We start from the raw sequence: 21,780 nt of genomic DNA on the forward strand, positions 1-21,780 counted from the left end.
GCTCCCCCGAGGGGGAGCCGTTCCTGTTTCTGCCGGTCGTCATGGGGTCGTTCCGGCAGTTGCCTTCATTCCGCTGCTGCCCCAAGCACCGGTGTGGTGGGCTCTGCCTCGACCCGTTCGGCGGCGGACGTCGCCGGCAGCCGCCATCCCTTGATCAGCGCGTAGATCGCCGGGATCACCACCAGCGTCAGGGCCGTCGACGAGATCATGCCGCCGATCATCGGGACGGCGATGCGCTGCATCATCTCGGAACCGGTTCCCGTGCTCCACAGGATCGGCACCAGGCCGGCCATGATGGCGACGACTGTCATCATCTTCGGCCGAACCCGCTCCACCGCGCCGAGCATGACGGCCTCATAGAGGTCGGCGCGGCTGAAGGTACGCCCTTCTGCGGCGCGTTCCCGCTTCACCTCGGCCATCGCCTGCTCGAGATAGATGAGCATGACAACGCCGGTCTCGGCGGCGACGCCGGCGAGCGCGATGAAGCCGACGGCGACGGCGACCGACATGTTGAAGCCGAGCCACCACATCAGCCAGACCCCGCCGACCAGCGCGAAGGGCAGGGAGAGCATGACGATCAGCGTCTCGGTCAAGGCGCGGAAATTCAGGTAGAGCAGCAGGAAGATGATCAGCAGCGTGACCGGCACGACGATCTTCATGCGCGCCTCGGCCCGCTGAAGATATTCGAACTGGCCGCTCCAGCCGACCGTATAGCCGGGCGGCAGCGTCACCCGCTCCGCGACGGCCTTTTGCGCATCGGCGACATAGCCGCCGAGATCCCTCCCATTGATGTCGACGAAGATATAGGTCGCGAGCTGGCCGTTCTCGGTGCGGATCGAGGTGGCGCCACGGGTGCGCTCGACCTTGGCGACCGCGCCGAGCGGCACCGCGCCGCCGCCGGGCAGGGGCACCTGCACGTCCGCCTCGATCGCCCCGGGGTTCGAGCGCAGATCGCGTGGATAGCGGATGTTGACCCCGTAGCGCTCGCGGCCTTCGACTGTCGTCGTGACCGTTTCGCCGCCGAGCGCGGTGGCGATGACGTCCTGGACGTCGCCGACGGCGAGCCCGTAGCGGCCGAGCGCCTCGCGGTCGGGTACGATGTCGAGATAGTAGCCACCGATGACGCGCTCGGCATAGGCGCTGGACGTCCCCGGCACGGTCTTCAGCGCCGCCTCGATCTCGCGCGCGATCTTCTCCATCTCGCCGAGATCCGGGCCGAACACCTTGACGCCGACCGGCGTGCGTATGCCGGTCGACAGCATGTCGATGCGGGCGCGGATCGGCATGGTCCAGGCGTTCGAGACGCCCGGAAATTGCAGCGCCTTGTCCATCTCGGCCTTGAGGCTGTCGATGGTGACGCCGGGTCGCCACTGCGCCTTGGGCTTCAGGTTGATGATCGTCTCGAACATCTCCGTCGGCGCCGGGTCGGTCGCCGTCTCGGCTCGCCCTGCCTTGCCATAGACGCTCTCGACCTCCGGGAACGACTTGATGATGCGGTCCTGCATCTGCAGCAACTCCGTCGCCCGGGTGACCGAGATCCCAGGCAGGGTCGTCGGCATGTACATCAACGTGCCTTCATTGAGGCTCGGCATGAACTCGGAGCCGAGTTGGCGCGCCGGCCAGACGGAAATGCCGAGGACGACCAGCGCCAGCACGATGGTCAGCGTCTTGGCGCCCAGCACGCCCCGGATCACCGGGCGATAGATCCAGATCAGGAAGCGGTTGATCGGGTTTTTGTGTTCCGGAACGATTTTCCCGCGCACGAAGATCACCATCAGCGCCGGCACGAGCGTCACCGAAAGCAGCGCCGAGGCCGCCATGGCGAAGGTCTTGGTGAAGGCAAGCGGACCGAACAGCCGGCCCTCTTGCGATTCCAGCGTGAAGATCGGCAGGAAGGAGACCGTGATGATCAGCAGGCTGAAGAACAGGGCCGGCCCGACCTCGCTCGCCGCCTCGATCAGGATCTGCACTCGCGATTGGCCGGGTTCCGCCCGTTCGAGATGCTTGTGCGCGTTCTCGATCATGACGATGGCGGCGTCGATCATGGCGCCGACCGCGATCGCGATGCCGCCGAGGCTCATGATGTTGGAGCCGAGCCCGATCGCCCGCATCGCGGCAAAGGCGATCAGGATGCCGACCGGCAGCATCAGGATGGCGACCAGCGCGCTTCGGAGATGCAGCAGGAAGACGACGCAGACCAGCGCGACGATGATGCTTTCCTCGAAGAGCGTTCCTTTCAGCGTTTCGATCGCCGCCTCGATCAGGTGCGAGCGGTCATAGACGGGCACGATCTCGACGCCCTTCGGCAGGCTGCCGGCGATGTCGGCGAGGCGCTGCTTGACGTTGTCGATCACGGTGAGCGCATTGGCGCCGAAGCGTTGCAGCACGATGCCGCTCGCCACCTCGCCCTCGCCGTTCAACTCGGTGATGCCGCGCCGTTCATCCGGCCCGATCTCGACGCGGGCGACGTCGCGCAGCCGCAACGGCACGCCCTCGGCCGTCTTGAGCACGATGTTCTCGATGTCGGCCTGCGATCGGATATAGCCGCGGCCGCGCACCATGAACTCGAACTCGGAGAGCTCGAGCGTGCGGCCGCCGACGTCGCGGTTGCTTGCCCGGACCGCGTCGCGGACCATGGCGAGCGAGATGCCCTGGGCGCGCAGCCGCAGCGGATCGACGACGATGTTGTACTGCTTGACGAAGCCGCCGACGCTGGCGACCTCCGCGACGCCCTCCGCCTTGGACGCGCCATAACGCACGACCCAGTCCTCCAGCGACCGCAGCTCGGCCAGCGTCATTTCCTTGGCGACGACGGCATATTGGTAGACCCAGCCGACGCCGGTCGCGTCCGGCCCGAGGACGGGCGCCACGCCCTGCGGCAGGCGCTGCGCTGCCGCGTTCAGATATTCGAGCACGCGGCTTCGGGCCCAGTAGGGATCCGTGCCGTCCTCGAAGATCACATAGACGAAGGAGACGCCGAAGAAGGAGAAGCCGCGCACCACCTTCGACTTCGGCACGGTCAGCATCGCCGTCGACAGCGGGTAGGTGACCTGGTCTTCGACCACCTGCGGCGCCTGGCCGGGATAGTCGGTATAGACGATGACCTGCACGTCCGAGAGATCGGGGATGGCGTCGAGCGGCAGCGTCTTCAGGGCATAGAGCCCGGCGGCGACGGCGAAGGCCGTGCCGACGAAGATCAGGACGAGGTTGCGTGCGGACCACGCGATCAGCCGGGCGATCATGGCGTGGCCTCCGCGTTTGTCATGCCGTTCAGCGCGGCCTTCAGATTGCTTTCGGCGTCGATCAGGAAGTTCGCCGCGACGACGACCTTGTCGCCGGCGGCGATCCCGGAGCGGATTTCCGCGAAGCCGCCGCCCTGCTGGCCGACCCGGACCTCGCGCGGCTCGAAGCGGCCGTCGCCCTTGTCCACGATGACGATCTGCCGGTCGCCCGTGTCGATCACCGCGTTGTCGGGCACGGAGACGACCTCTTTGCCGCTGCCGCTGGCGATCTCGACATCGGCATACATGTCCGGCAGCAGGACGCCGTCCGGGTTCGGGATTTCGATGCGCACCTTGGTCGTGCGGGTATCGGTTGCCACCTGCGGATAGATCAGGGCTACCCGGCCGCTGAAGCTCTCGCCCGGCCGGCTGCGCAGCCGGATCGTGGCCGATGCCCCGACGTTGACGGCGCCGAGCTGGTACTCGGGCACGTCGGCGACGACCCAGACCGTGGAGACGTCGGCGAGCCGGAAGAGCACGTCGCCGGGCGCCGCCTTCATGCCTTCGACGGCGCTGCGCTGAAGCACGATGCCGTCGCGCGGCGCCGGCCAGGTGATCGAGAGCGGCAGTTTGAGCGTCCGCTCGATCTCGGCGATCGCTTCGGCGGGGACGCCGAGATTTTCAAGCCGCTGGCGGGCGCCGCCGAGCGTCCGCTCCCGTCCGCCGCTGCCGAGGTCGGTCAGGAACTGGGCCCCCGCCGCCGCGACCTCGGGCGAATAGAGCTGGAGAAGCGGCTGGCCCTTGGTGATGCGGTCGCCGGTCGTCACGTTCGCGACCGCGTTGATGAAGGCGTCCGAGCGGGTCGAGACGACCGTCACCCGCCTTTCGTCGAGCTGCACCACGCCCGGTACGCGCACCGGATTGACGATCACCCGTTCGGCGGCCGCCTCCGTCCTCACGCCCGTCCGCTGCAGCCTGCCCGGCGAGACTTTGACCGACGCGCCGTCGTCATTGTCGCCCTCATAGACGGGGATGTAGTCCATCCCCATCGAATCCTTCTTTGGAATCGGCGACGTGTCCGGCAGGCCCATCGGGTTGCGGTAATAGAGCACGCGCTTCGCGCCGCCGTCGGCGGGCGCCGCCGCGACCTTCGGGGGCGCCGGTTTCTCGTCGAAGCTCACATCCTCGCCGGCATGGACGGCCACGAAGTCCCGGCCATCCGCCGTCTTTTTTCGCGCGGCGGAATAGGCGGGCTTTCCGTCGGGATCGCGGTAGTAGAGGACGGGCCCGGATGGCGCGGGATCGGCCTTCGCCGGGGGCACGGCCCTTTCGAGCCAGGGGAGGGCGCGGAGCCACGAAGGGTCAGGCAGCGCGAGATCGCGATGCCCGGCCCAATAGCCGCCAGCCCCCGCCGCCAGAATGGCGGCGAGGGTGAGGCCGGTTCGGCCAGCCCGGCTCACGGGACTGCCTTGAACACGAGCTTGCTGTCGACGGTGCCGGTCTCGCCCTGCACCTTGGCGCCGAGCGACAGGCGCCATCCGCCCGCCATCGATATCTCGGCCTTGAAGCGATAGATGCCGGACTCGGTCGAAGGCAGCGCTTCGATCGGCATGGCCATCATCTCCATCCCGTCGGGGGCCATATCGACGCGCTGCGCGAAGATCACCGCGTCGGGCACGGTCTTGCCGGACCGCTTGTCGATCAGGCGGACGTCGATCTCGGCCGCGTTGCCCTGCTTGATTTCGGGCTGGACGAGCTGGAACTCGTAGTCCTCGATCCCGGCCCACGCGCTGGTGGAAAAAGCCGCAAGACCGATCACCGCCGCGACGGCGGCGTGCTTCATGGAAAACGTCATGGTTCAATACCCAGGTTCATCGTGATCCGCGCAGGCGCGCGGCTGGGCCATGGCGACAAGCCACGGCGCTTCTCCGCGCGGCGGTCGGCCGCGCGGCGACAGGCGGCTCAAAATCGAGCCGACGATGAACTCAGGTTCTGGGCGGTCGTGGCGGGGGCGGTTCGGCCCAGGGATCGCGCGCGGCGTCATTCGACGGCACGAGCACAGCGACCGGCACGAGGATTGCCGGCGTCGATGCGCCGACCACCGGCGCGTTCGGGAAACACTTGGCGAGGCACAGGATCGCCAGCGGGCACGCCTTCTGGCAATCCGGCAGCGACTGCTTCTGGTCAGGACAGCACGGCATGCCGTCCGTCATGCCGGCCATCGCTTCCATAGCCGGCATGTCCTCCATCGCCGCCATCGGCTCGGCGGTCGTCATGGTCTCGACAGCCGCCATCGCCGCGGCCGAGGGCACAGCCATCGGAGCGGTCAGAAGGCCGAGGATCGCCAGGATCGAGAGCAGCCGGGGGAGGAGGGACCGAAGTTTCACGCGCGCAACCTCTCACATCGCGCGGAGCCGGCAAAGATGGCCGCGATCACATAAGTGTCAGGGCGGTGAGGCTGTTTGCCGCGAGGCGCGTTAGCGGGACGGCCGCCATGGGCCAGCCGTCCCGGATGTTCCCGAGGCGCATCCTGATCCGGCGAGCCGACCTAGGCCGTGATCGGGGTTTCCCGGCGCGCGAGGGCGACCCGCTCGTCGTTCGTCGGGTTCTCCGCGAAGATCTTCTGTATGTTGGCGACGAATTCGGCTCGCTTCGCGGGCGCCGCGCCCTCGACCGCCGACGCCAGGGCGCGGCGCAGATCGCTCAGGCCATAGTCGGTGCAATAGGCCGGGGTGTTGGGCTGCTGCCGCCACGAGTCCTGCAGGCTGCCCGCATCGAGCGGATCGAAGCCGACCTGGTCCACCAGCCCCATGGCAACCCGCTTCTCCTCGGGAGAGTCTCCCGCGACGGCGAGCGCCACGCGGTTTCTCGCGCCGGCGGGCTTTCCCTTTTCGGCGAGGGAGGCGGCGAAGATGCTGTTGAAAGCCTTGATGATGGGGCGGCCGAGCTGTTCCGCCACCCACACGCTTTCGGTCTTCCCGGCCTCGATCTCATCCACCGGGGGATCGCGCAGGACGGGATAGTAGTTGCCGGTATCGATCACCGGCACGCCCTCCCGGAGATTGGCGAACAACCCTCGCGGCAGTTTCGCGATGGCCGAGAATGGAATGGAAATGATGACCGCATCGACGCCGTCGACGGCGCCGGAGACGTCTGTTGCGCTGGCTCCGGCCGCCTTGGCGAATTCCCGGACCGCATCCGCGCCACGCGAGTTGGCAACCCTGACCTCATGCCCTTTCGCGGCCAAGGAGCGCGCCAAATGCCCGCCGATTGCGCCGACGCCGATAATGCCGATTTTCATGAGAACACCTTGTAGGTTGACCGCGCTGTTCCCGGACGTAGGTCTGCGCTACCGCAACGACAAGAACACATCGAAAAGTTGAGTGCCGACATAGGCGGCACCGGCGACCGGGGCAGGGGGCTCGCGGGGAAGGGCGAAGGCTGGAGACGCGACGGCGAATGGGGCGAAGACGACAGCGCTTCTAGGCCGTCGAGCCCCAGCGGGCGGTGCACTCCAGAAGGATGCTGTGCGAGGCGTCGGCGTCCTTCTCGTGGCGTTCGATCAGCGCCACGATAGCATCGACGAAGGCGACGTGGTCCTGGCTGAGCGTCGTCAGATCATGGCTTTCCCAGGCGGCCATGGCGATGCCGTCCTGGCCAACGACCGCGAGATCCTCCGGAACCCGCCGGCCCAGGACCTTGCGGGCGGCGTCGGCCGCGCCGATCGCCATCACGTCATTGCCGCAGATGATGGCATCCACCTTGGCGCGATGCAGGAGCAGCACCGCTTCCTTGAAGCCCGCGTCATAGGAATAATCGCCGGAGGCTTCCGCCACGAAGGCGAGGTCGCGCTTTTCCAGCGCGTCCGCGAACCAAGCCCTGCGCTTCTTGTCGATCCAACTGGTCGCTGTGCCCGAGATATAGCCAAAGCGCCGGCGACCGTCCCTGACGATCTTGTCGATGAGCTGGTCGGCCGCCTCCGAACCGTCGATCCGGATGTGCGAGACGTCGGCGTTGTCGAGCGGCTCGGACGAAACGATGATCGGCCGGGTCGTATGGAAGATGTCGACCGCGTCCTGCATCGAAACCGTATCGGAAAAGACGACGACATGATCGACCTGATAGGTCGAGGCGAGCCGGATCAGTTGCAGCCGGTCCTCGTGATCGGCGCAGCACAAAAGGATCGGCAGAAGCTGCCGATCCTGGAGACGATGGACGAGGAGCTGCAGATCCTCGGCCTCGCAGGGATTGCCGATCGCATTGACGACCAGCGCGACGAGACGCGAGCGCTGGTTGTTCAGCGACCGTGCGATCGCATTCGGCTGGTAGCCGTGCTCCCTGGCGACGCTGAGAATGCGGTCGCGCGTCGCGCTGCCGATGCGGGAATCCGGCGAGAAAGCGCGGGAGATCGTTGCCGACGAAACGCCGGCAAGCTTGGCCAATTCCCTCGACGTGATGCGCTTCTTGTTCATCGGAACCCGCAGATTGGTTTCATCCGGCTGTAGCACCAATCCGGATCGATTCTCCATCGCGCGCCGCCGACGCCTTGATCGCGTCCCAGAGCTGCGCGAAGCGGAGGCCGTTTTCGACGGTGGAGGAATTCGGAGCCGTCCCCTCGCGGATGGCGAGGAAGCTCTTCATCGGATTGTCGAGAATTTCGGCCGTCTCGCGCTGGGCGGTCTCGCCGGGCAGGCTGATCTCGCGCCAGCCGCCCCAGGCGTCGATGCGGATGATCGCGCCGGCATAGAAGAGCGTGATGTAGGAGGCGCAGCCGGGCGGGCCTTCGCCTGCCGCCGTGAAGGTGACGAGCGCGCCGCTATCGAGGCGGGCCGAGACCGCGCACAGGATATCGATCGGCTTGCCGCGGTTGTTCATATAGGCGGAAACGCGGGCAAATCCGGAATCGGCGAGCAGGCACACCGTGTTCATCATGTGCGCGCCAGTGTCGAACATGAAGCCGCCGCCGGAAATCTCCGGCTGCTGCTTCCAGTGCCCGTTGTAGCTTTCCGACCAGCCCTCCCAGATCGTCGCCGCGACGTTGACGAGCTCGCCGAACTCTCCCGCCTGGGCGCGCCGCTTCGTGTCCAGCACCAGCGGCGACAAGCCGCCCTGGAAGGCGATGACGATGGTGACGCCCGTCTGCTTCTGGGCGGCGATCAGTCGTTCGGCTTCCTCGACCGTCGTCACCATCGGCTTCTCGAGCAGCAGGTCGAGCCCGGCCTCGGCAACGGCGATCGCCTGCTCGGCATGGAAGGCGTGCGGGGTCGAGACATAGACCGCATCCAGCTGGTCCCGGCAGGCCGCGAGCATGTCGCGATAGTCGTCGAATTCCTGCGGTTCCGGCTTGCCGGCGGCGGTGCAGATATCGGCGAGGCGGCGGCGCGACGGCACGTTCACGTCGGCGGAAGCCACGAAGGTCACCTCCGGCATATGCACCCAGCCGCGCGCATAGTCGGCCGCCTTCAGGCCTGCTCCAATGATCCCAAGCCGCAATGGATTGGACATGTCTCTCTCCCGAGTGATGGTGTTGTGTATACGGTTACACAGAATTACATTTCCCTGCAATGACGAAATAATTACGCTATTTCAATGACTTGATGATTTGATGCGGGAGCGATTGATTCACGTCTTGCCGATTTGAAAAACACGTGTACAGTTTTGTGTGACCGCTGGAGGGCGGCCGTTACCAGGGAGGAAACTATGAGGAAAGTGCTCTTGGCGGGCCTTTGGGCCGCCGGGCTGAGCGTGGCTGTCGCGCCCGTTCACGCCGAAACCATCCGCATCGCCAATCACGGTCAGGCCGGCATCGACGCGATGAAGGGGACCGTCGCGGAAATCGAGAAAAAATACGGCGTCACCGTCGAAGTCGTCGAATATCCCGCGCCCGACAAGGACTATGTGACGAAGCTGCTCACCGAGCTGGCCGCCGGCAATGGGCCGGACATCTTCTCGGTTCCGAGCGCAAGCTATGTCGCCGACATGGTGGCCGCGGGCTATCTCGCGCCGATCACCGCGGAGCTGAAGGCCTGGGACGGCTATGACCAGCTCTACGACGTCGCCAAGCAGCTGGCGGTCAGCCCGGATGGCGAGACCTACGTTCTCCCGTCGATGCTCGGCATCAACCAGATCTATTTCCGTCGCGACGTGATGGAGAAGGCCGGCATCTCGACCGAGCAGCCGAAGACCTGGGCCGAACTCATCGATCGGGCCAAGGAAATCAAGGCCAAGACCGGCCAGTACGGCCTGCTGTTTCCGGCCGGTGTCGCCTGGGGCGGCGGCGCGTTCGAGGAGGGCTTCCAGCATCTCCTCGTCGGCTCGAAGACGCCGCAGATCGCGGCCGCCGACGGCAAGCTCAGCCTGACCGGCGAGGGCGTCAAGGACGTGTTCGGCGTCTACAAGGAGCTGATCGACAACGACCTGATGCCCGTCCAGCCGCTGCTCGGACCGGAGCCCTGGGTGATCCCCAAATATGAGATGTTCCCGGCCGGCAAGCTGGTGGCCACGACCTGCGGATCCTGGTGCTACATCTACGACTGGGGTCGCGAGAGCAAGAACCCGATCCCGAATGTCGAGAAGGTCGTCGGCACCTGGACGATCCCCGGTCAGACGAGCGGGCAGTATGTGCTGGCGGGCCTCGCCGCGCCCTGGGCCGTCAACTCCAAGGCCGCGAATGTCGAGCTCGCCAAGAAGGCGCTGCTCGAGATCGGATCGGTCAAGACCGAGGTCGCCTATGCCGGCCTGATCGGCAATATTCCGGCCCGCAAGGATGCCGGCTCCGATCCCGACTTCCAGAAGCTGGTCGAGCTCGTGCCGATCCATGCCGCCGCTGAAAACGGCGTCTACCTCAAGCAGGCGGCAGGCTTCTCGGCCGTGTCGGAAGGCGTGGCCCGCGCCACCGAGGCGCTGCTTCGCAAGGAGACGGACGCCGCCGGCGCCCAGAAGATCCTGGTTGATTACGTCAAGGAAGTCCTCGGCGACGACGCGGTCGAATAACCTCCCTCGGCCGTAGATCGTCCAGCCAGGGGGAGAGGCGGAGCCTTGTCCGCTTCTCCCCTCGGCCGCAATTGGCGGCCCGCCGGACGATGTCGCTGACCCGATCCTGAAGCCCGGATGTTTCCATGACTTATGAGAAACGTGTTTCCTGGCAGCTCCGGCTGATCTTGCTGCCATCCGTCCTGCTGCTCTTCGCCTTCGTCATCTATCCGGCGATCTATTCCGTCTATCTGAGCCTCACCAACGAGGCCCTGACCGGCGCCGCCGCGCTCAATCCGCGCTTCGTCGGCGCCCGGAACTATATCCGCCTCTTCAACGACCCGAAGTTCTGGAATTCGCTGCTCGTCACGCTCCTCTTCGTGATCGGCTCGGCCATCATCGGCCAGTTCATACTGGGCCTTGTTTCGGCGATCCTGCTGCGCCGGCCGCTCAGGATGAAGTCGATCTTCAATTCGATCATCCTGCTGCCGAACGCCGTGCCCGAGGTGGTCGCCGGCTTCATGTGGATCTCGATGCTGGCCGGCGGCGAGCGCGCCACGCTGTCGCGCATCGTCGCCTTCTTCGGCCTGGAGCCGACGGACTGGCTGCAGACCTTTCCGCTCACCATGATCATCATCGTCAATACGTGGCGCGGCATCGCGACCGCGATGATCCTGCTGACCGCCGGTTTGAGCGCCGTTTCCGAGGAGGTCTACGAGGCAGCGCGCATGGATGGGGCGACCCCGCGCCAGATGTTCACGCGCATCACGCTGCCGCTGATCGCGCCGACGATCCTGCTCTACATGCTCGTCTCGACGGTTTCGACGATCGCCATCTTCGGCTTCGTCTACGCGCTGACGCGCGGCGGCCCGGGCGGCGCGACCGAGCTGATCAGCATCTACATCTACAACCAGTCCTTCACGGCCTTCCAGCTCGGCTATGGCTCCGCGGTGGCGGTGGTTGCGCTCGTCTTCTCGCTCGCGATCGGCGTGATCTACGTCCGTGCGCTCAAGGTGGAGGTCTGAGATGGCGATCCATCATGCCCACAATCCTTCAAAGCGACGCGGCGCCGAATTGGGTGCGTATGCGACGCTGTCTCTGATCTCGATCTTCTGCGCCATCCCGTTCTTCTGGGTGCTGCTGGCCTCGATCGACGGCAACGCGTCGCTGTTCCTGCAATGGCCGCGCGAGCTGACGATCAACAACTACGTCCGGATCTTCGCGCAGGAGGACGGCACGCGCTGGCTGCTGAATTCGCTCTTCGTCGTCGGCACCGCGACCTTGATCGTCATGGTGCTGGCGGGGCTCGGCGGCTATGCGCTGTCGCGTACCCGCGCCTGGTGGAAGCGGCCGTTCCTCTACACGATCCTGCTGATCCGTGTGTTGCCGACGACCGCGCTGGTCGTGCCGCTCTACAAGGTCCTCCTTACCGCCAATAACGGCCTCGGGACGGTGCTTCGCGAGCTGTTCGGCAATGGCCCGGCGCGGCAGATCCTGCGCTATGTCGGCTTCATCGACGGCTATCTCGGCCTGATCCTCGTGCTGGCGACGATGCAGTTGCCGCTCGCGCTCTGGATCATGAAGACCTTCTTCGACACCGTCCCGCGCGACTATGAGGAAGCGGCGCTGATGGACGGCGCAACCCTTCTGCAGCGCATCCGCCGAGTTTTGATCCCGCTCGCCCTGCCGGGGCTGGGGGCTGCCGGTCTCTTTGCCTTCATCTCGGCCTGGGGCGATTTCCTGCTGCCGCTGATCCTGCTTTCCTCGCCGGATCTGCAGACGCTGCCGCTGGGGCTCTTCCGCGCCTTCCTCCGCGTCAACACCATCGACTACGGATTTCTGGCAGCCCTCGCCTTTGTCTATCTGCTGCCGGCCGTCGTCGCCTTCGGCTTTGCCCGTCGCTTTCTGGTCCAGACCTTCTCAGGCGGGGTCAAGGGCTGATGCCTCTCATGATGGATACATTCTCATGGCCGTGATCGAACTCAGGAACGTCCGGAAATTCTACGGCTCCCTCGAAGTCATCAAGGGCGTCGACCTCAAGGTCGAGGATGGTGAATTCGCCGTCTTCGTCGGCCCGAGCGGCTGCGGAAAGTCGACGCTTCTGCGGATGATCGCCGGGCTCGAAGGCATCGACAGCGGCGAGTTCCTGCTGGACGGCAAGCGCATGAACGAGATCGCGCCCGACAAGCGCGGCATCGCCATGGTGTTCCAGTCCTATGCGCTCTACCCGCATATGAGCGTCGCCGAGAACATCGGCTTCTCGCTTGATCTGAAGAAGGTGCCGAAGCCCGAGATCCGCCGCCAGGTCGAGGCGATCGCCGAGATCCTGCAGCTGACGCAATATCTCGATCGCCGGCCGGCCGCGCTTTCGGGCGGCCAGCGCCAGCGCGTCGCGATCGGGCGCGCCATCATCAAGAAGCCGTCGGTGATCCTGTTCGACGAACCGCTCTCCAACCTCGACGCGGCGCTGCGCGTGCAGATGCGGGCCGAGCTGCAGCGCCTGCATCGCGATATCGGCGCCACCGCGGTCTATGTCACGCATGATCAGGTCGAGGCGATGACCATGGCCGACCGGATCGTCGTCCTGAACGGCGGCAAGGTGGCGCAGGAAGCAGCCCCGATCACGCTCTACCACCAGCCGGAAAATGCCTTCGTCGCCACCTTCATCGGTTCGCCGCGCATGAACCTTATCCCGGTCGAGCTCAGCCGGCCCGGCAACGGCCAGATACGGCTGGCCACGCCGGAGGGATGGTCGATCGATCTGCCGGATCCGGGGCCGGCCCTGCCGGCGGGTCCCGCGCGCCTCGGCATCCGGCCGGAGCATTTGAGGCTCGCCGAGGGATCGGATCGCGATTTCGAGGCCGAGATCGCCGTCGTCGAGCGCCTCGGCGTCGAGACCTATCTGGCGGTCGGCTCGCTGGCCGATCCCATCATGGCCCGCGTCGAGGGCGACGTCTCGATCCGGCCCGGCGACCGGGTCGGATTCTCCATCGACCGCACGGCCTGCCACCTCTTTGGCGCGGACGGCCAGGCCGTCCATCGCTCCTGACTGAAGCTCCCTGGAAACTGAGGACAGCATGACGATCAAGGTTACAATCTGGAATGAAGGCCGCCACGAGCAGCTTCATCCGGAGGTCCAGAAGATCTATCCGGATCGCATCGACGGCGCGATCGCGGCCGGGCTCGCGCACGAGGATTTCGAGATCCGTCGCGGCACGCTGGACGATCCCGACGAGGGCCTGCCCGATGCGCTTCTCGAAGATACGGACGTCCTGCTTTGGTGGGGCCACATGGCGCATGACGAGGTCAGCGACGGGCTGATCGACCGGGTGCAGCAGCGCGTCCTGAAGGGCATGGGCCTGGTCGTGCTGCATTCCGGCCATCACTCGAAGCTCTTCCGCCGTCTGATGGGCACCAACGCCAATCTTTCCTGGCGTGAGATGCCCGAGGGCGACCTGGAGCGCGTCTGGGTGCTGAACCCGTCGCATCCGATCGCCGAGGGCCTGCCGCCCTTCTTCGAGATCGAGGCCTCGGAGATGTATGGCGAGCCCTTCGACATCCCGCAGCCCGACGAGCTGATCTTCGTGTCCTGGTATTCGGGCGGCGAAGTCTTCCGCAGCGGCTGCACGTTCCAGCGCGGGCGCGGGCGGATCTTCTATTTCGGCCCCGGCCACGAGACCTTCCCGATCTATCACAACGAGATGGTCCACAAGGTGATCGGCAACGGCATCCGCTGGGCGAAGCAGGCGCACACCGACGGCCGCATCCTCGCCAACTGGCACCGCGCCGAGCCGATCCACAAGCGACCTGTCTAAAGCCGGCTCACTTCTGTCTTCGGTTCCCCGATCAAGGGGAAACGGCCTGCAGCCCTCGAGCGATCCGTCGTTCGAGGGCTGTATCGTTTGGGGAGACTGGACGGCGTTCAGGCGATGAGGATCTCGAGGCCTGAGGCGGAGAATACCTCCGCCAGCCGGTCGGGCGGCGCAGCATCGCTCACGAGTTTGGCGAAGGCGCGGGGCGGCGCGATCTGGGCGATGGCGTGCCGTTCGAACTTCGACTGGTCGCCGAGCAGGATGGCATTGTTCGTCCGGCGCATCGCCGCCTGCTTCACGGCGATCTTCTCGAGATCGTAGTCCATGACGGCTCCATCGTCGTCGAAGCCGGAAAAGCCGATGAAGGCGAAATCGAAGCGGATCGTCGACAGGGTAGCGACCGTGCCGGCGCCGGCGAGCGAACCGTCCGCGCCGCGGGAGGTCCCGCCGATGACGTGAAGCTCGATATCCGGCTCGCCCGCCACGACCATCGCCGTGGCAAGACAGGTCGTGAAGATGCGGAGCCCCGTCCTGCGGCCGCGCAGCTGCTGCGCCAGCGCTTCGATGGTCGTGCCGGAATCGAGGAAGATCGTCGCGCCGTCCGGCACCAGCTCGGCCGCCTTCCTGGCGATCCGTGTCTTCGCCTCCGCCGAGCGCGACCGTTTCTCCTGGTAGCCGAGCCGGACCGTGTTGTCCGAAGGGCCGGCGCCGCCGTGGAAGCGCTGGAGAAGGCGCATCTGGTCGAGCTGGATGATGTCGCGTCGGACCGACTGCATCGACACCGAGAAGCGGTTCGCGAGCGACTCCAGCGTCGTGTAGCCCTGCTCGGCGACGATCGCGACAATCTCGGCCTGGCGGGCGGTCATGCCGTCGCTCTGCCGATCCCCGTATGTCATCTAACTTCCTTGATTGTCACAAATCTTACGTCAGATGGGAGAATAGAAGGCCAGCGGCAAGGCGCAAGCGGAAAAGGGTCGAGGCGGCAAGTGACAGTGTTGCATTGGGTGGAAGACAGCCGGAAGTTGCTTTGCGGGGATCGGGTCTTCGATCCCGCGCGTCTGGAGTGGGTCGAGACCGAGGCGTCGCAACGTTCGGGAGAAGACCTGTCGCCGACCGAGGCGCTCCTCCGCTTCGCCGAGCGAAGCGCGCTCCGCCGTGTCCCGATCGGCATCATCGGCCCGCGCGAAGCGACATCAGGCCAATGCGAATTGGCGGAAAAGCTCGGCGCCGCGCTGGCCGAGCACGGGCTGCAACTTTTGTGCGGTGGCAAGAACGGCGTCATGGAAGCCGCCTGCCGTGGGCACGCATCGGCGGGCGGGTTGCCGATCGGCATTCTGCCCGACGACGAGTGGCAAGCCGCCAATCCCTATGTCGCCATTCCCATCGCCACCGGGATCGGCCCCGCTCGCAACGCCATCATCGCCCGCGCGTGCCTCGCGCTCGTGGCGATCGGCGGCGGCGTCGGCACCCTGTCGGAAATGGCGCTGGGGCTTCAGTTCAACCGTCTCGTGCTCGCCACGAGCGAGGCGCCGCCCGTCGCCGGCGTGCCTGTTGTCGACACGGTCGAGGCGATCCTCGACCGGATTGCCGGGCGAATCTTCCAGATTCCGTAATATACCTTACGACTGTCATTTAGCTTACATACGCGGGCGGTAGAAAGCAGGGGTAACCGGGCGCCTCGACAGCAAGGAGGGCCGACTTGCCTATCGTTGCGATTGCCTATCTGATTTTTCTGGCGGCGCCCGTGCTGCTGCTGGGGCTTGGATCCTTCGGCGAGAGCTGGAGCAACACGCTCCTGCCCAGCGGATTTACCGTCCGCTGGTTCCAGGAGGTCGCAGGAGACCCGAGCTTCCGCCGCGCCTTCTTCACCAGCCTGCAGATCGTCGGCACCACCTGCGTTCTGAACCTGGTCGTCGGGCTGCCGCTCGCCTATGCGATCCAGGCGGGTGCGAAGGGCGGTGTTCGGTTTGCCGCCCGGCTGGTCACGCTGCTGCCCGTGGCCGTGCCGGAACTGGTGCTCGCCTTCGGCTTCATCCTGGTCTTTTCATCCGACGCGCTGCCGTGGCTCGGCAGTTTCTGGCTGCTCGCGGCGGGCCATCTGGTCCTGACGCTGCCCTACACGGTGACTGCGCTCGTCGCCGACATGGAGCAGCTCAACCTCGAGGAATACGAGCACGCCGCCGCGACGCTCGGCGCCTCCTTTCCGGCGCGGCTGCGCGACGTAACCTTTCCGCTGCTCCGGACTAGCCTGCTCTCCGCGATGCTGACCGCCGCCGGCCTCTCGATCGGCGAGTTCCAGCTTTCGAACCTTGTCTCGGGCTTCCTGTCGCGAACCTATCCGGTCGTGCTGCTGCAGGCCTTCTACGGGGCGACCGGCTTTGCCTGCGCGGCGACCCTGGTTCTCCTGTTCCTCGCCATCCTCGCCGCGCTCACCAGCAGCCTGACGGCCCAGTTCGCTCAAGCCAACAAGACGAAATCCGCATGACGCTCCGCTATGAAGCCGTCAACTACACCTATCCGGGAACGACGACCGGCGTGTTCGACATCTCGCTCGAGATCGGCCGGGGCGAATTGCTGGCGATCATCGGCGCGTCGGGCTCGGGCAAGTCGACCCTTTTGAAGCTGCTCGCCGGCTTCGTCATGCCGTCGAGCGGCCGGGTTCTAGTCGAGGGGAGGGACGTCAGCTCTCTCCCGCCGGAAGCGCGCCGGCTCGGCGTGGTGTTTCAGAACTACGCCCTGTTCCCGCATATGCGGCTCTGGGAGAACGTCGCCTATCCGCTCAAGGTGCGCGGCATGGCCAAGGCCGAACGCCGCGCCCGGGCGGTCGACATGCTCGGGCGCGTCGGCATGGGCAGCCGCAGCGACGCCCTGCCGGCGGCTCTCTCGGGCGGGCAACAGCAGCGCGTGGCGCTGGCGCGCGCGCTCGTCTTCGAGCCGCGCGGCCTTCTGCTCGACGAACCGCTTTCGGCGCTCGATGCCGGCCTGCGCGTCGAGATGCGGGACGAGATCCTGCGGGTCCAGCGCGCCTCCGGCATCGCCACGCTGCTGGTCACCCACGATCAGGAAGAGGCGCTGTCGATCGCGGACAAAGTCGCGGTCATGCGCGACGGCCGCCTCGTCCAGCTGGGTACGCCGCGCGAGCTCTACGAGACGCCCGCCAACGCCTATGTCGCGGGCTTCGTCGGCCAGTCCAATCTCTGGAAGGGCAGGGTCGCAGCCGCGGGGCTCGTCGAAACGGACATTGGCCCGCTTCGCTGCGACACGAGCGGCCACGGGCAGGGCGACGCCGTCACCGTATTCGTCCGTCCGGAACGGATCGTTCCCGCGTTCGACAGCAACCCGTCGGATACCGCCAGCCATTTCTCCGGTTCCGTCGCGGCCGATCGATACCTCGGCCCGATCCGCCGGATCGATCTCACCGTTCCAGGCGGACTGGTTCGCCTCGAAACCCATCTGCGCGACGCCGTGACTTCCGTGCGGGTTCCAGCAGATGCCGTGCGTCTCCTCCCAGCGAACTGACTTCAGCAACAGGGGTATTTCCATGAACAGACGGCAATTCATGACGACCGTGACCGCCGGCGTCATGGCGCTGAGCCTTGGCAGCAGCGCTTTCGCCTTCGAAGGCCCGGAGCTCTACAAGGGCGAGCAGGCGCTCTACGACGCCGCCCTCAAGGAAGGCATCGTCGTCTCCTTCGACACCGGACCGACCTGGGCCAACTGGGCCGGCCAGTTCAAGGCGTTCCAGAAGCGTTATCCGGGCATCGAGATGGTCTATAACGACATCGGCTCGGCCGCGACCGTCGTCACCCTCGACAAGTCGCGCAACCGACCGCAGGCGGACACCGCCTATTACTTCGCCGCCTCCGCGCTCGATGCCGTCAAGGCCGGCGTCGTCGTGGGATACGAGCCGGTCAATTTCGATCGCCTGCCGGAGGCGCTCCGGGCCAAGGACGGCCAGTGGTTCACCGTCCACACGCTCAGCGTTGCATTCCTGGTGAACACCAAGCTGGTCAAGAACGTCCCGAAGAGCTGGGCCGACCTTCTGAAGCCCGAATACAAGAACGGGATCGTCTACCAGGATCCGCGTTCCACGGGGCAGGGCCAGGTCGTCACCTTCGCCGCGAGCTTCGGCAATGGCGGCGACATGGAAAACGTCCAGCCGGGCATCGATTATCTCGGCAAGCTCAGCAAGGCGGGCAACGTCCTGCGCACCGTCGGCACGACGCCATACGCGCAGTTCCTGAAGGGCGAGATCCCGATCTGGATCGGCTATGAGAACGACGGCCTGAAGGCGAAATTCGTCGACGGCATGAAGGACGACATCGCCGTCGTCATCCCGCAGGAGGCTTCGGCCGCCGCGCCCTATGCGATCTCGCTGGTCAAGAACGGCCCCAACCCGAACGCCGGCAAGCTCTGGCTCAACTTCATCATGAGCGAAGCCGGCCAGAACATCTTCGCCGAAGGCTATGTCCGTCCCGCCGTCGCGGACATCAAGCTGCCGGAAGCGATCGCCGCGAAGATGCCGGTGGCAGCCCAGATCAAGCCGCTCGATATCGCCAAGGCGACCGCCAAGAAGGCGGAAATCGACGCCGGCTGGGCGAAGGCCGTCCTCGGCCAGTGATCTTCCCAACCCGCCGTCCGCGCCTGCATGGCGCGGACGGCGTCCCTTCGTGCCGATATCGTGAGGAGAGTTCAGATGGGCGCCCGTGCTTCCAGGCCGATGCTGGCCGCCTTTGCACTCCCCGGGCTAGTCGTGCTCGCCCTGTTCTTCCTCCTGCCGGTGAGCTCGGTCCTCGTCGGCGCCTTTTCGGATGGCGGCAGCGCCTTCGGACGCCTCGCGGCCGATCCGGTGTTTTGGAACGGCCTCAAGGGAACGCTTGTCATCGGCACGGCCGCGCCGTTGTTTTCGCTCGCGGTTGGCTTCTGCGTCGCCCTGGCGATTTCGCGCATGGCGCAGGGTCTGCGGACGGCCGTCCTCATCGCTATCTCGCTGCCGCTGACCTTTTCCGGCCTGATCGTCGCCTATGGCTTCATCCTGCTTCTCGGCCGCTCGGGCTTCATCACGCTGCTTCTGGCAAAACTCGGCTTCGATCCGGCGGTGACGGGAGGGTTCATCTTCTCGCCGTTCGGGCTGGGCCTCGCCTACAGCTACTATCTCGTCCCCCGCGTCATCCTGATCGTCCTTCCCGCGATCGCCAATTTCGATCGCAACCAGATCGTGGCGGCGCGTTCGCTCGGCGCCAAAGGGGGAAGGGCGCTCGTCGACGTCATGCTGCCGCAGATCCTGCCGAGCCTCGTCGCCGCCTTCTGCCTGACCTCCGCCGTCGCCGTCGGCGCCTATGGCACGGCCCTGGCGCTGGTGGGCACGCAGGTCAACATCCTGCCGCTCGTCCTCTACAGCAAGGTTTCCGAAACCGGCACAGACCTGCCCGCCGCCTCCGCCGCCTCCCTCGTGCTCGTCGCGATCTGCGCGACCGTCGTCGCGGTCGGCGAGCTCATCCGAAGCGCGCGCAAGGGCTGACGCAGGGGCTGCCGAAGGCGGTCACGAAACCGTGAGGGACCGCCGTTCCCGCGCCGGGGAACAGGCCCGCCGCTGTCACGAAAGCATTATGAGCCGGCACTAGAAACGCCGCCGGTTTGGCGAATGCGCTTGTGAACAGGCCGGCCAGCGTCGGCTTCCGGTGGGTCTGCGACCGGGTCGCGCTTTGCATCTTCACCGCACCGACGAAATCGGAGACGACAATGGACCGCCGTACTTTCCTGATGTCCGCCGCCGGCGCCGCCGCTGGTCTGGCCCTCATGCCCCGCATGGCCTTCGCCGCCAAGGGCACGATCGACTGGTACACGGGCTCGGACGCCAACGTGCTCGACTTCTGGGCCAACACCATCAAGCCCGCCTTCGAAGCCGCCAATCCGGGCATCAAGCTCAACCTCGTCGACGCCGGCGACAATGCGGGCATTCAGGCCATCGCCGAGCGCGCCATCGCCGCCAAGCAGACCGGCACCGACCCGCAGGCCGATTATTTCGAGCACGCCGATCCCAACCTGCCGGCCGGCGCCCTCGATGCCGGAATCTATGTGAACCTGGCTGAGGCCGGTCTCTCCAACTATTCGCACGTCAACCCGCTCGCCATCACCAGCCCGTTCAGCCTGCCGTATCGCGGTTCGCAGGTGCTGCTCGCCTATGACAGCTCCAAGCTCAAGGCCGCCGACGCGCCGAAGAGCTGGGAAGCGCTGGTCGCCTGGATCAAGGCCAATCCCGGCCAGTTCATCTACAATCGTCCCGACAAGGGCGGCTCGGGCGGCAATTTCGTCCGCCGCGCCATCCATCAGGCGAACGGCCTCGATCCCAAGGCGTTCACTATCGACAACTACAGCGACGACTACGCCGCCAAGACGCTCGGCCGCGCCTGGGAGCTCCTCACCGACCTCGCGCCGTCGCTCTACGACAAGGGCGCCTATTCGTCGGGCAACACCCAGTCGCTGCAGCTGCTCTCCCAGGGCGTGGTGACCATGATCCCGGTCTGGTCCGACCAGGTGCTGCAGGCTATCCACCAGGGCGTGCTGCCGGCCGATACCGGTCTCGTCCAGCTTCAGGATCTCGCGCTCTGCGGCGGTTTTTCGCGCGGCGTCGTGCTCTCCAATGGCGTCAACCGCGAAGCGGCCCTGCGCCTCGCCGATTTCATCCTGTCGGAAGAGATCCAGGGCGCCATCCTGACCGAGCTCGGCGGCTTCCCCGGCGTTTCCTGGGACTATATCTCGACCGATCTGCGCAAGCGCTTCGCCGACATCGTCCCGCAGTCCATCCCGACCTTCCCGGAGGGCAAGTGGGAAGCGGCCGTCAATGACGGCTGGTATCGCAACGTTGCTCCGAACGTCGACCGCAAGTCGTGACAGAGGTCGCCCAAGGGGTGGCCCGCCCACCCGTCGATCCCGCAGCGAGCAGGAGGCCGGTAGGCCTCCTGCTCGTCGCCGTTCCGGTTCTCCTGATGATCTGGCTGGTCATCTGGCCGGCCATCAACGCCATCGCCAGCACCATCTGGCGCGCTGACGCCAGCGGCGTTTCCCGCTTCGATCTTTCGAGCTATGCCTTCTTCTTTTCGGATCGCTACAGCCTCGACAATCTTGCCGTCACGCTCTGGACGACGCTGATCTCCGCCGTGCTTCTGCTGCTGATCTGCCTGCCGATCGCGCTCTATCTGCGTTTTTCGCGCGGCCGGCTGCCGGCCTACGTCCAGGCGCTCGCCATCCTGCCGATGTTCGTGCCCTCCATCATCCTGGCCTTCGCCTTCATCCGCGTGCTGGGTCCGAACGGCATGGTCGACATCCTGCTGAACGCGGTCGGCCTCCCGAAGATCCGGACGCCCTATCTCACGCCCTGGGGACCCGTCATCGGCCTGGTGTGGGACAATATTCCGCTGACCGTGCTGATCCTCCTTGCAGGGTTGGGCAGTGTCGCCAACCAGTCGATCGAGGCCGCGCGGGATGTGGGGGCCAATGCCCTGCAGGTCTTCTGGCACATCATCCTGCCGCGCATTTCCAATTCCGTCCTCGTGGCGCTTTCCTTTTCGATCCTCGGCATCTTCTCGTCCTTCACGCTCCCCTATCTGCTGGGGCCCGCGTCGCCGGAAATGCTCGGTCCCTTCATGCAGCGCACCCTGCGCGACGTGCACGACCCGGTCGGCGCCATGACCCAGGCCGTCGTCGCCTTCGGCTTCTGCATCGTGTTCGGCCTCTTCTACGTGCGTTCGGTCGCGCGCAACCGGGGCAAGTGA

Annotated in this window: 20 protein-coding genes; 12 read left to right on the forward strand and 8 right to left on the reverse strand. The window is 65.9% G+C overall.

Going from position 1 to position 21,780, the window contains the following annotated elements:
- Window positions 1-65: 65 nt before the first annotated feature.
- The 7 genes from AC6HZP_RS06715 to AC6HZP_RS06745 form a co-directional block, all read right to left on the reverse strand.
- On the reverse strand, window positions 66-3,242 hold the full coding sequence (locus AC6HZP_RS06715; RefSeq protein WP_497525923.1) for an efflux RND transporter permease subunit: 3,177 nt from the start codon (window positions 3,240-3,242) through the stop codon (window positions 66-68).
- Window positions 3,239-4,681 carry an efflux RND transporter periplasmic adaptor subunit gene (locus tag AC6HZP_RS06720; RefSeq protein WP_497525924.1) on the reverse strand — a complete coding sequence of 481 codons (1,443 nt, stop codon included), beginning with the start codon at window positions 4,679-4,681 and terminating at the stop codon, window positions 3,239-3,241. The genes AC6HZP_RS06715 and AC6HZP_RS06720 overlap by 4 nt, the downstream gene beginning before the upstream one ends.
- Window positions 4,678-5,076: a FixH family protein gene (locus AC6HZP_RS06725; RefSeq protein ID WP_497525925.1), complete on the reverse strand. Its 399-nt coding sequence runs from the start codon at window positions 5,074-5,076 to the stop codon at window positions 4,678-4,680. Before AC6HZP_RS06725 ends, AC6HZP_RS06720 begins: the two co-directional genes overlap by 4 nt.
- A gap of 130 nt (window positions 5,077-5,206) precedes the next feature.
- Complete coding sequence (locus AC6HZP_RS06730; RefSeq protein WP_497525926.1) at window positions 5,207-5,608, reverse strand: hypothetical protein; 402 nt, start codon at window positions 5,606-5,608, stop codon at window positions 5,207-5,209.
- Window positions 5,609-5,769: 161 nt separating this feature from the next.
- Window positions 5,770-6,522: an NADPH-dependent F420 reductase gene (locus AC6HZP_RS06735; protein WP_497525927.1), complete on the reverse strand. Its 753-nt coding sequence runs from the start codon at window positions 6,520-6,522 to the stop codon at window positions 5,770-5,772.
- A gap of 181 nt (window positions 6,523-6,703) precedes the next feature.
- Window positions 6,704-7,693 carry a LacI family DNA-binding transcriptional regulator gene (locus AC6HZP_RS06740; RefSeq protein WP_201402866.1) on the reverse strand — a complete coding sequence of 330 codons (990 nt, stop codon included), beginning with the start codon at window positions 7,691-7,693 and terminating at the stop codon, window positions 6,704-6,706.
- A gap of 19 nt (window positions 7,694-7,712) precedes the next feature.
- On the reverse strand, window positions 7,713-8,726 hold the full coding sequence (locus AC6HZP_RS06745) for a Gfo/Idh/MocA family protein (RefSeq protein ID WP_497525928.1): 1,014 nt from the start codon (window positions 8,724-8,726) through the stop codon (window positions 7,713-7,715).
- Between the two features lie 195 nt (window positions 8,727-8,921).
- On the opposite strand from AC6HZP_RS06745, the gene AC6HZP_RS06750 reads away from it, so the two are divergent.
- From AC6HZP_RS06750 to AC6HZP_RS06770, 5 genes are all read left to right on the forward strand, one after another.
- Window positions 8,922-10,214, forward strand: a complete 1,293-nt coding sequence (locus AC6HZP_RS06750) for an ABC transporter substrate-binding protein (protein WP_497525929.1) — start codon at window positions 8,922-8,924, stop codon at window positions 10,212-10,214.
- Window positions 10,215-10,339: 125 nt separating this feature from the next.
- Window positions 10,340-11,218, forward strand: coding sequence for a carbohydrate ABC transporter permease (locus tag AC6HZP_RS06755; RefSeq protein ID WP_201402869.1), 879 nt, complete (start codon window positions 10,340-10,342; stop codon window positions 11,216-11,218).
- 1 nt (window position 11,219) lies between these two features.
- Window positions 11,220-12,134 (forward strand): carbohydrate ABC transporter permease, encoded by a 915-nt coding sequence (locus AC6HZP_RS06760; RefSeq protein ID WP_201402870.1) that lies wholly within the window; start codon window positions 11,220-11,222, stop codon window positions 12,132-12,134.
- A 31-nt stretch (window positions 12,135-12,165) separates the two neighbouring features.
- Complete coding sequence (locus AC6HZP_RS06765) at window positions 12,166-13,242, forward strand: ABC transporter ATP-binding protein (RefSeq protein WP_497526747.1); 1,077 nt, start codon at window positions 12,166-12,168, stop codon at window positions 13,240-13,242.
- Between the two features lie 28 nt (window positions 13,243-13,270).
- The gene (locus AC6HZP_RS06770) at window positions 13,271-14,008 is read left to right on the forward strand and encodes a ThuA domain-containing protein (protein WP_497525930.1); all 738 of its coding nucleotides are present in this window, start codon (window positions 13,271-13,273) and stop codon (window positions 14,006-14,008) included.
- Window positions 14,009-14,115: 107 nt separating this feature from the next.
- Here the strand turns inward: AC6HZP_RS06770 and AC6HZP_RS06775 are convergent, their stop codons facing one another.
- A complete protein-coding gene (locus AC6HZP_RS06775) occupies window positions 14,116-14,901 on the reverse strand; it encodes a DeoR/GlpR family DNA-binding transcription regulator (protein ID WP_497525931.1) in 786 nt (261 codons plus the stop codon).
- Between the two features lie 108 nt (window positions 14,902-15,009).
- Between AC6HZP_RS06775 and AC6HZP_RS06780 the strand changes: the two genes are divergently transcribed.
- The 7 genes from AC6HZP_RS06780 to AC6HZP_RS06810 all read left to right on the forward strand — a co-directional run bounded on the left by AC6HZP_RS06780 (window position 15,010) and on the right by AC6HZP_RS06810 (window position 21,780).
- Window positions 15,010-15,618 carry a TIGR00725 family protein gene (locus AC6HZP_RS06780; protein ID WP_497525932.1) on the forward strand — a complete coding sequence of 203 codons (609 nt, stop codon included), beginning with the start codon at window positions 15,010-15,012 and terminating at the stop codon, window positions 15,616-15,618.
- A gap of 86 nt (window positions 15,619-15,704) precedes the next feature.
- Complete coding sequence (locus AC6HZP_RS06785; RefSeq protein WP_497525933.1) at window positions 15,705-16,490, forward strand: ABC transporter permease; 786 nt, start codon at window positions 15,705-15,707, stop codon at window positions 16,488-16,490.
- Entirely contained in the window at window positions 16,487-17,524 is a 1,038-nt protein-coding gene (locus AC6HZP_RS06790) for an ABC transporter ATP-binding protein (RefSeq protein WP_497525934.1), read from the forward strand. The genes AC6HZP_RS06785 and AC6HZP_RS06790 overlap by 4 nt, the downstream gene beginning before the upstream one ends.
- 22 nt (window positions 17,525-17,546) lie before the next feature.
- Window positions 17,547-18,626, forward strand: coding sequence for an extracellular solute-binding protein (locus AC6HZP_RS06795; RefSeq protein ID WP_497525935.1), 1,080 nt, complete (start codon window positions 17,547-17,549; stop codon window positions 18,624-18,626).
- A gap of 75 nt (window positions 18,627-18,701) precedes the next feature.
- A complete protein-coding gene (locus tag AC6HZP_RS06800) occupies window positions 18,702-19,526 on the forward strand; it encodes an ABC transporter permease (RefSeq protein WP_497525936.1) in 825 nt (274 codons plus the stop codon).
- A gap of 221 nt (window positions 19,527-19,747) precedes the next feature.
- Window positions 19,748-20,899, forward strand: coding sequence for an extracellular solute-binding protein (locus AC6HZP_RS06805; RefSeq protein WP_497525937.1), 1,152 nt, complete (start codon window positions 19,748-19,750; stop codon window positions 20,897-20,899).
- Window positions 20,896-21,780, forward strand: a complete 885-nt coding sequence (locus AC6HZP_RS06810; RefSeq protein WP_497525938.1) for an ABC transporter permease — start codon at window positions 20,896-20,898, stop codon at window positions 21,778-21,780. Before AC6HZP_RS06805 ends, AC6HZP_RS06810 begins: the two co-directional genes overlap by 4 nt.

The organism is Kaistia sp. SLG-1, from assembly GCF_059699055.1.

Coding starts and splice junctions, on each gene's coding strand:
- AC6HZP_RS06715 (WP_497525923.1), bottom strand. CDS start 3,242: ATGATCGCCCGGCTGATCGCGTGGTCCGCACGCAACCTCGTCCTGATC.
- AC6HZP_RS06725 (WP_497525925.1), bottom strand. CDS start 5,076: ATGACGTTTTCCATGAAGCACGCCGCCGTCGCGGCGGTGATCGGTCTT.
- AC6HZP_RS06735 (WP_497525927.1), bottom strand. CDS start 6,522: ATGAAAATCGGCATTATCGGCGTCGGCGCAATCGGCGGGCATTTGGCG.
- AC6HZP_RS06740 (WP_201402866.1), bottom strand. CDS start 7,693: ATGAACAAGAAGCGCATCACGTCGAGGGAATTGGCCAAGCTTGCCGGC.
- AC6HZP_RS06745 (WP_497525928.1), bottom strand. CDS start 8,726: ATGTCCAATCCATTGCGGCTTGGGATCATTGGAGCAGGCCTGAAGGCG.
- AC6HZP_RS06750 (WP_497525929.1), top strand. CDS start 8,922: ATGAGGAAAGTGCTCTTGGCGGGCCTTTGGGCCGCCGGGCTGAGCGTG.
- AC6HZP_RS06755 (WP_201402869.1), top strand. CDS start 10,340: ATGACTTATGAGAAACGTGTTTCCTGGCAGCTCCGGCTGATCTTGCTG.
- AC6HZP_RS06760 (WP_201402870.1), top strand. CDS start 11,220: ATGGCGATCCATCATGCCCACAATCCTTCAAAGCGACGCGGCGCCGAA.
- AC6HZP_RS06770 (WP_497525930.1), top strand. CDS start 13,271: ATGACGATCAAGGTTACAATCTGGAATGAAGGCCGCCACGAGCAGCTT.
- AC6HZP_RS06775 (WP_497525931.1), bottom strand. CDS start 14,901: ATGACATACGGGGATCGGCAGAGCGACGGCATGACCGCCCGCCAGGCC.
- AC6HZP_RS06790 (WP_497525934.1), top strand. CDS start 16,487: ATGACGCTCCGCTATGAAGCCGTCAACTACACCTATCCGGGAACGACG.
- AC6HZP_RS06795 (WP_497525935.1), top strand. CDS start 17,547: ATGAACAGACGGCAATTCATGACGACCGTGACCGCCGGCGTCATGGCG.
- AC6HZP_RS06800 (WP_497525936.1), top strand. CDS start 18,702: ATGGGCGCCCGTGCTTCCAGGCCGATGCTGGCCGCCTTTGCACTCCCC.
- AC6HZP_RS06805 (WP_497525937.1), top strand. CDS start 19,748: ATGGACCGCCGTACTTTCCTGATGTCCGCCGCCGGCGCCGCCGCTGGT.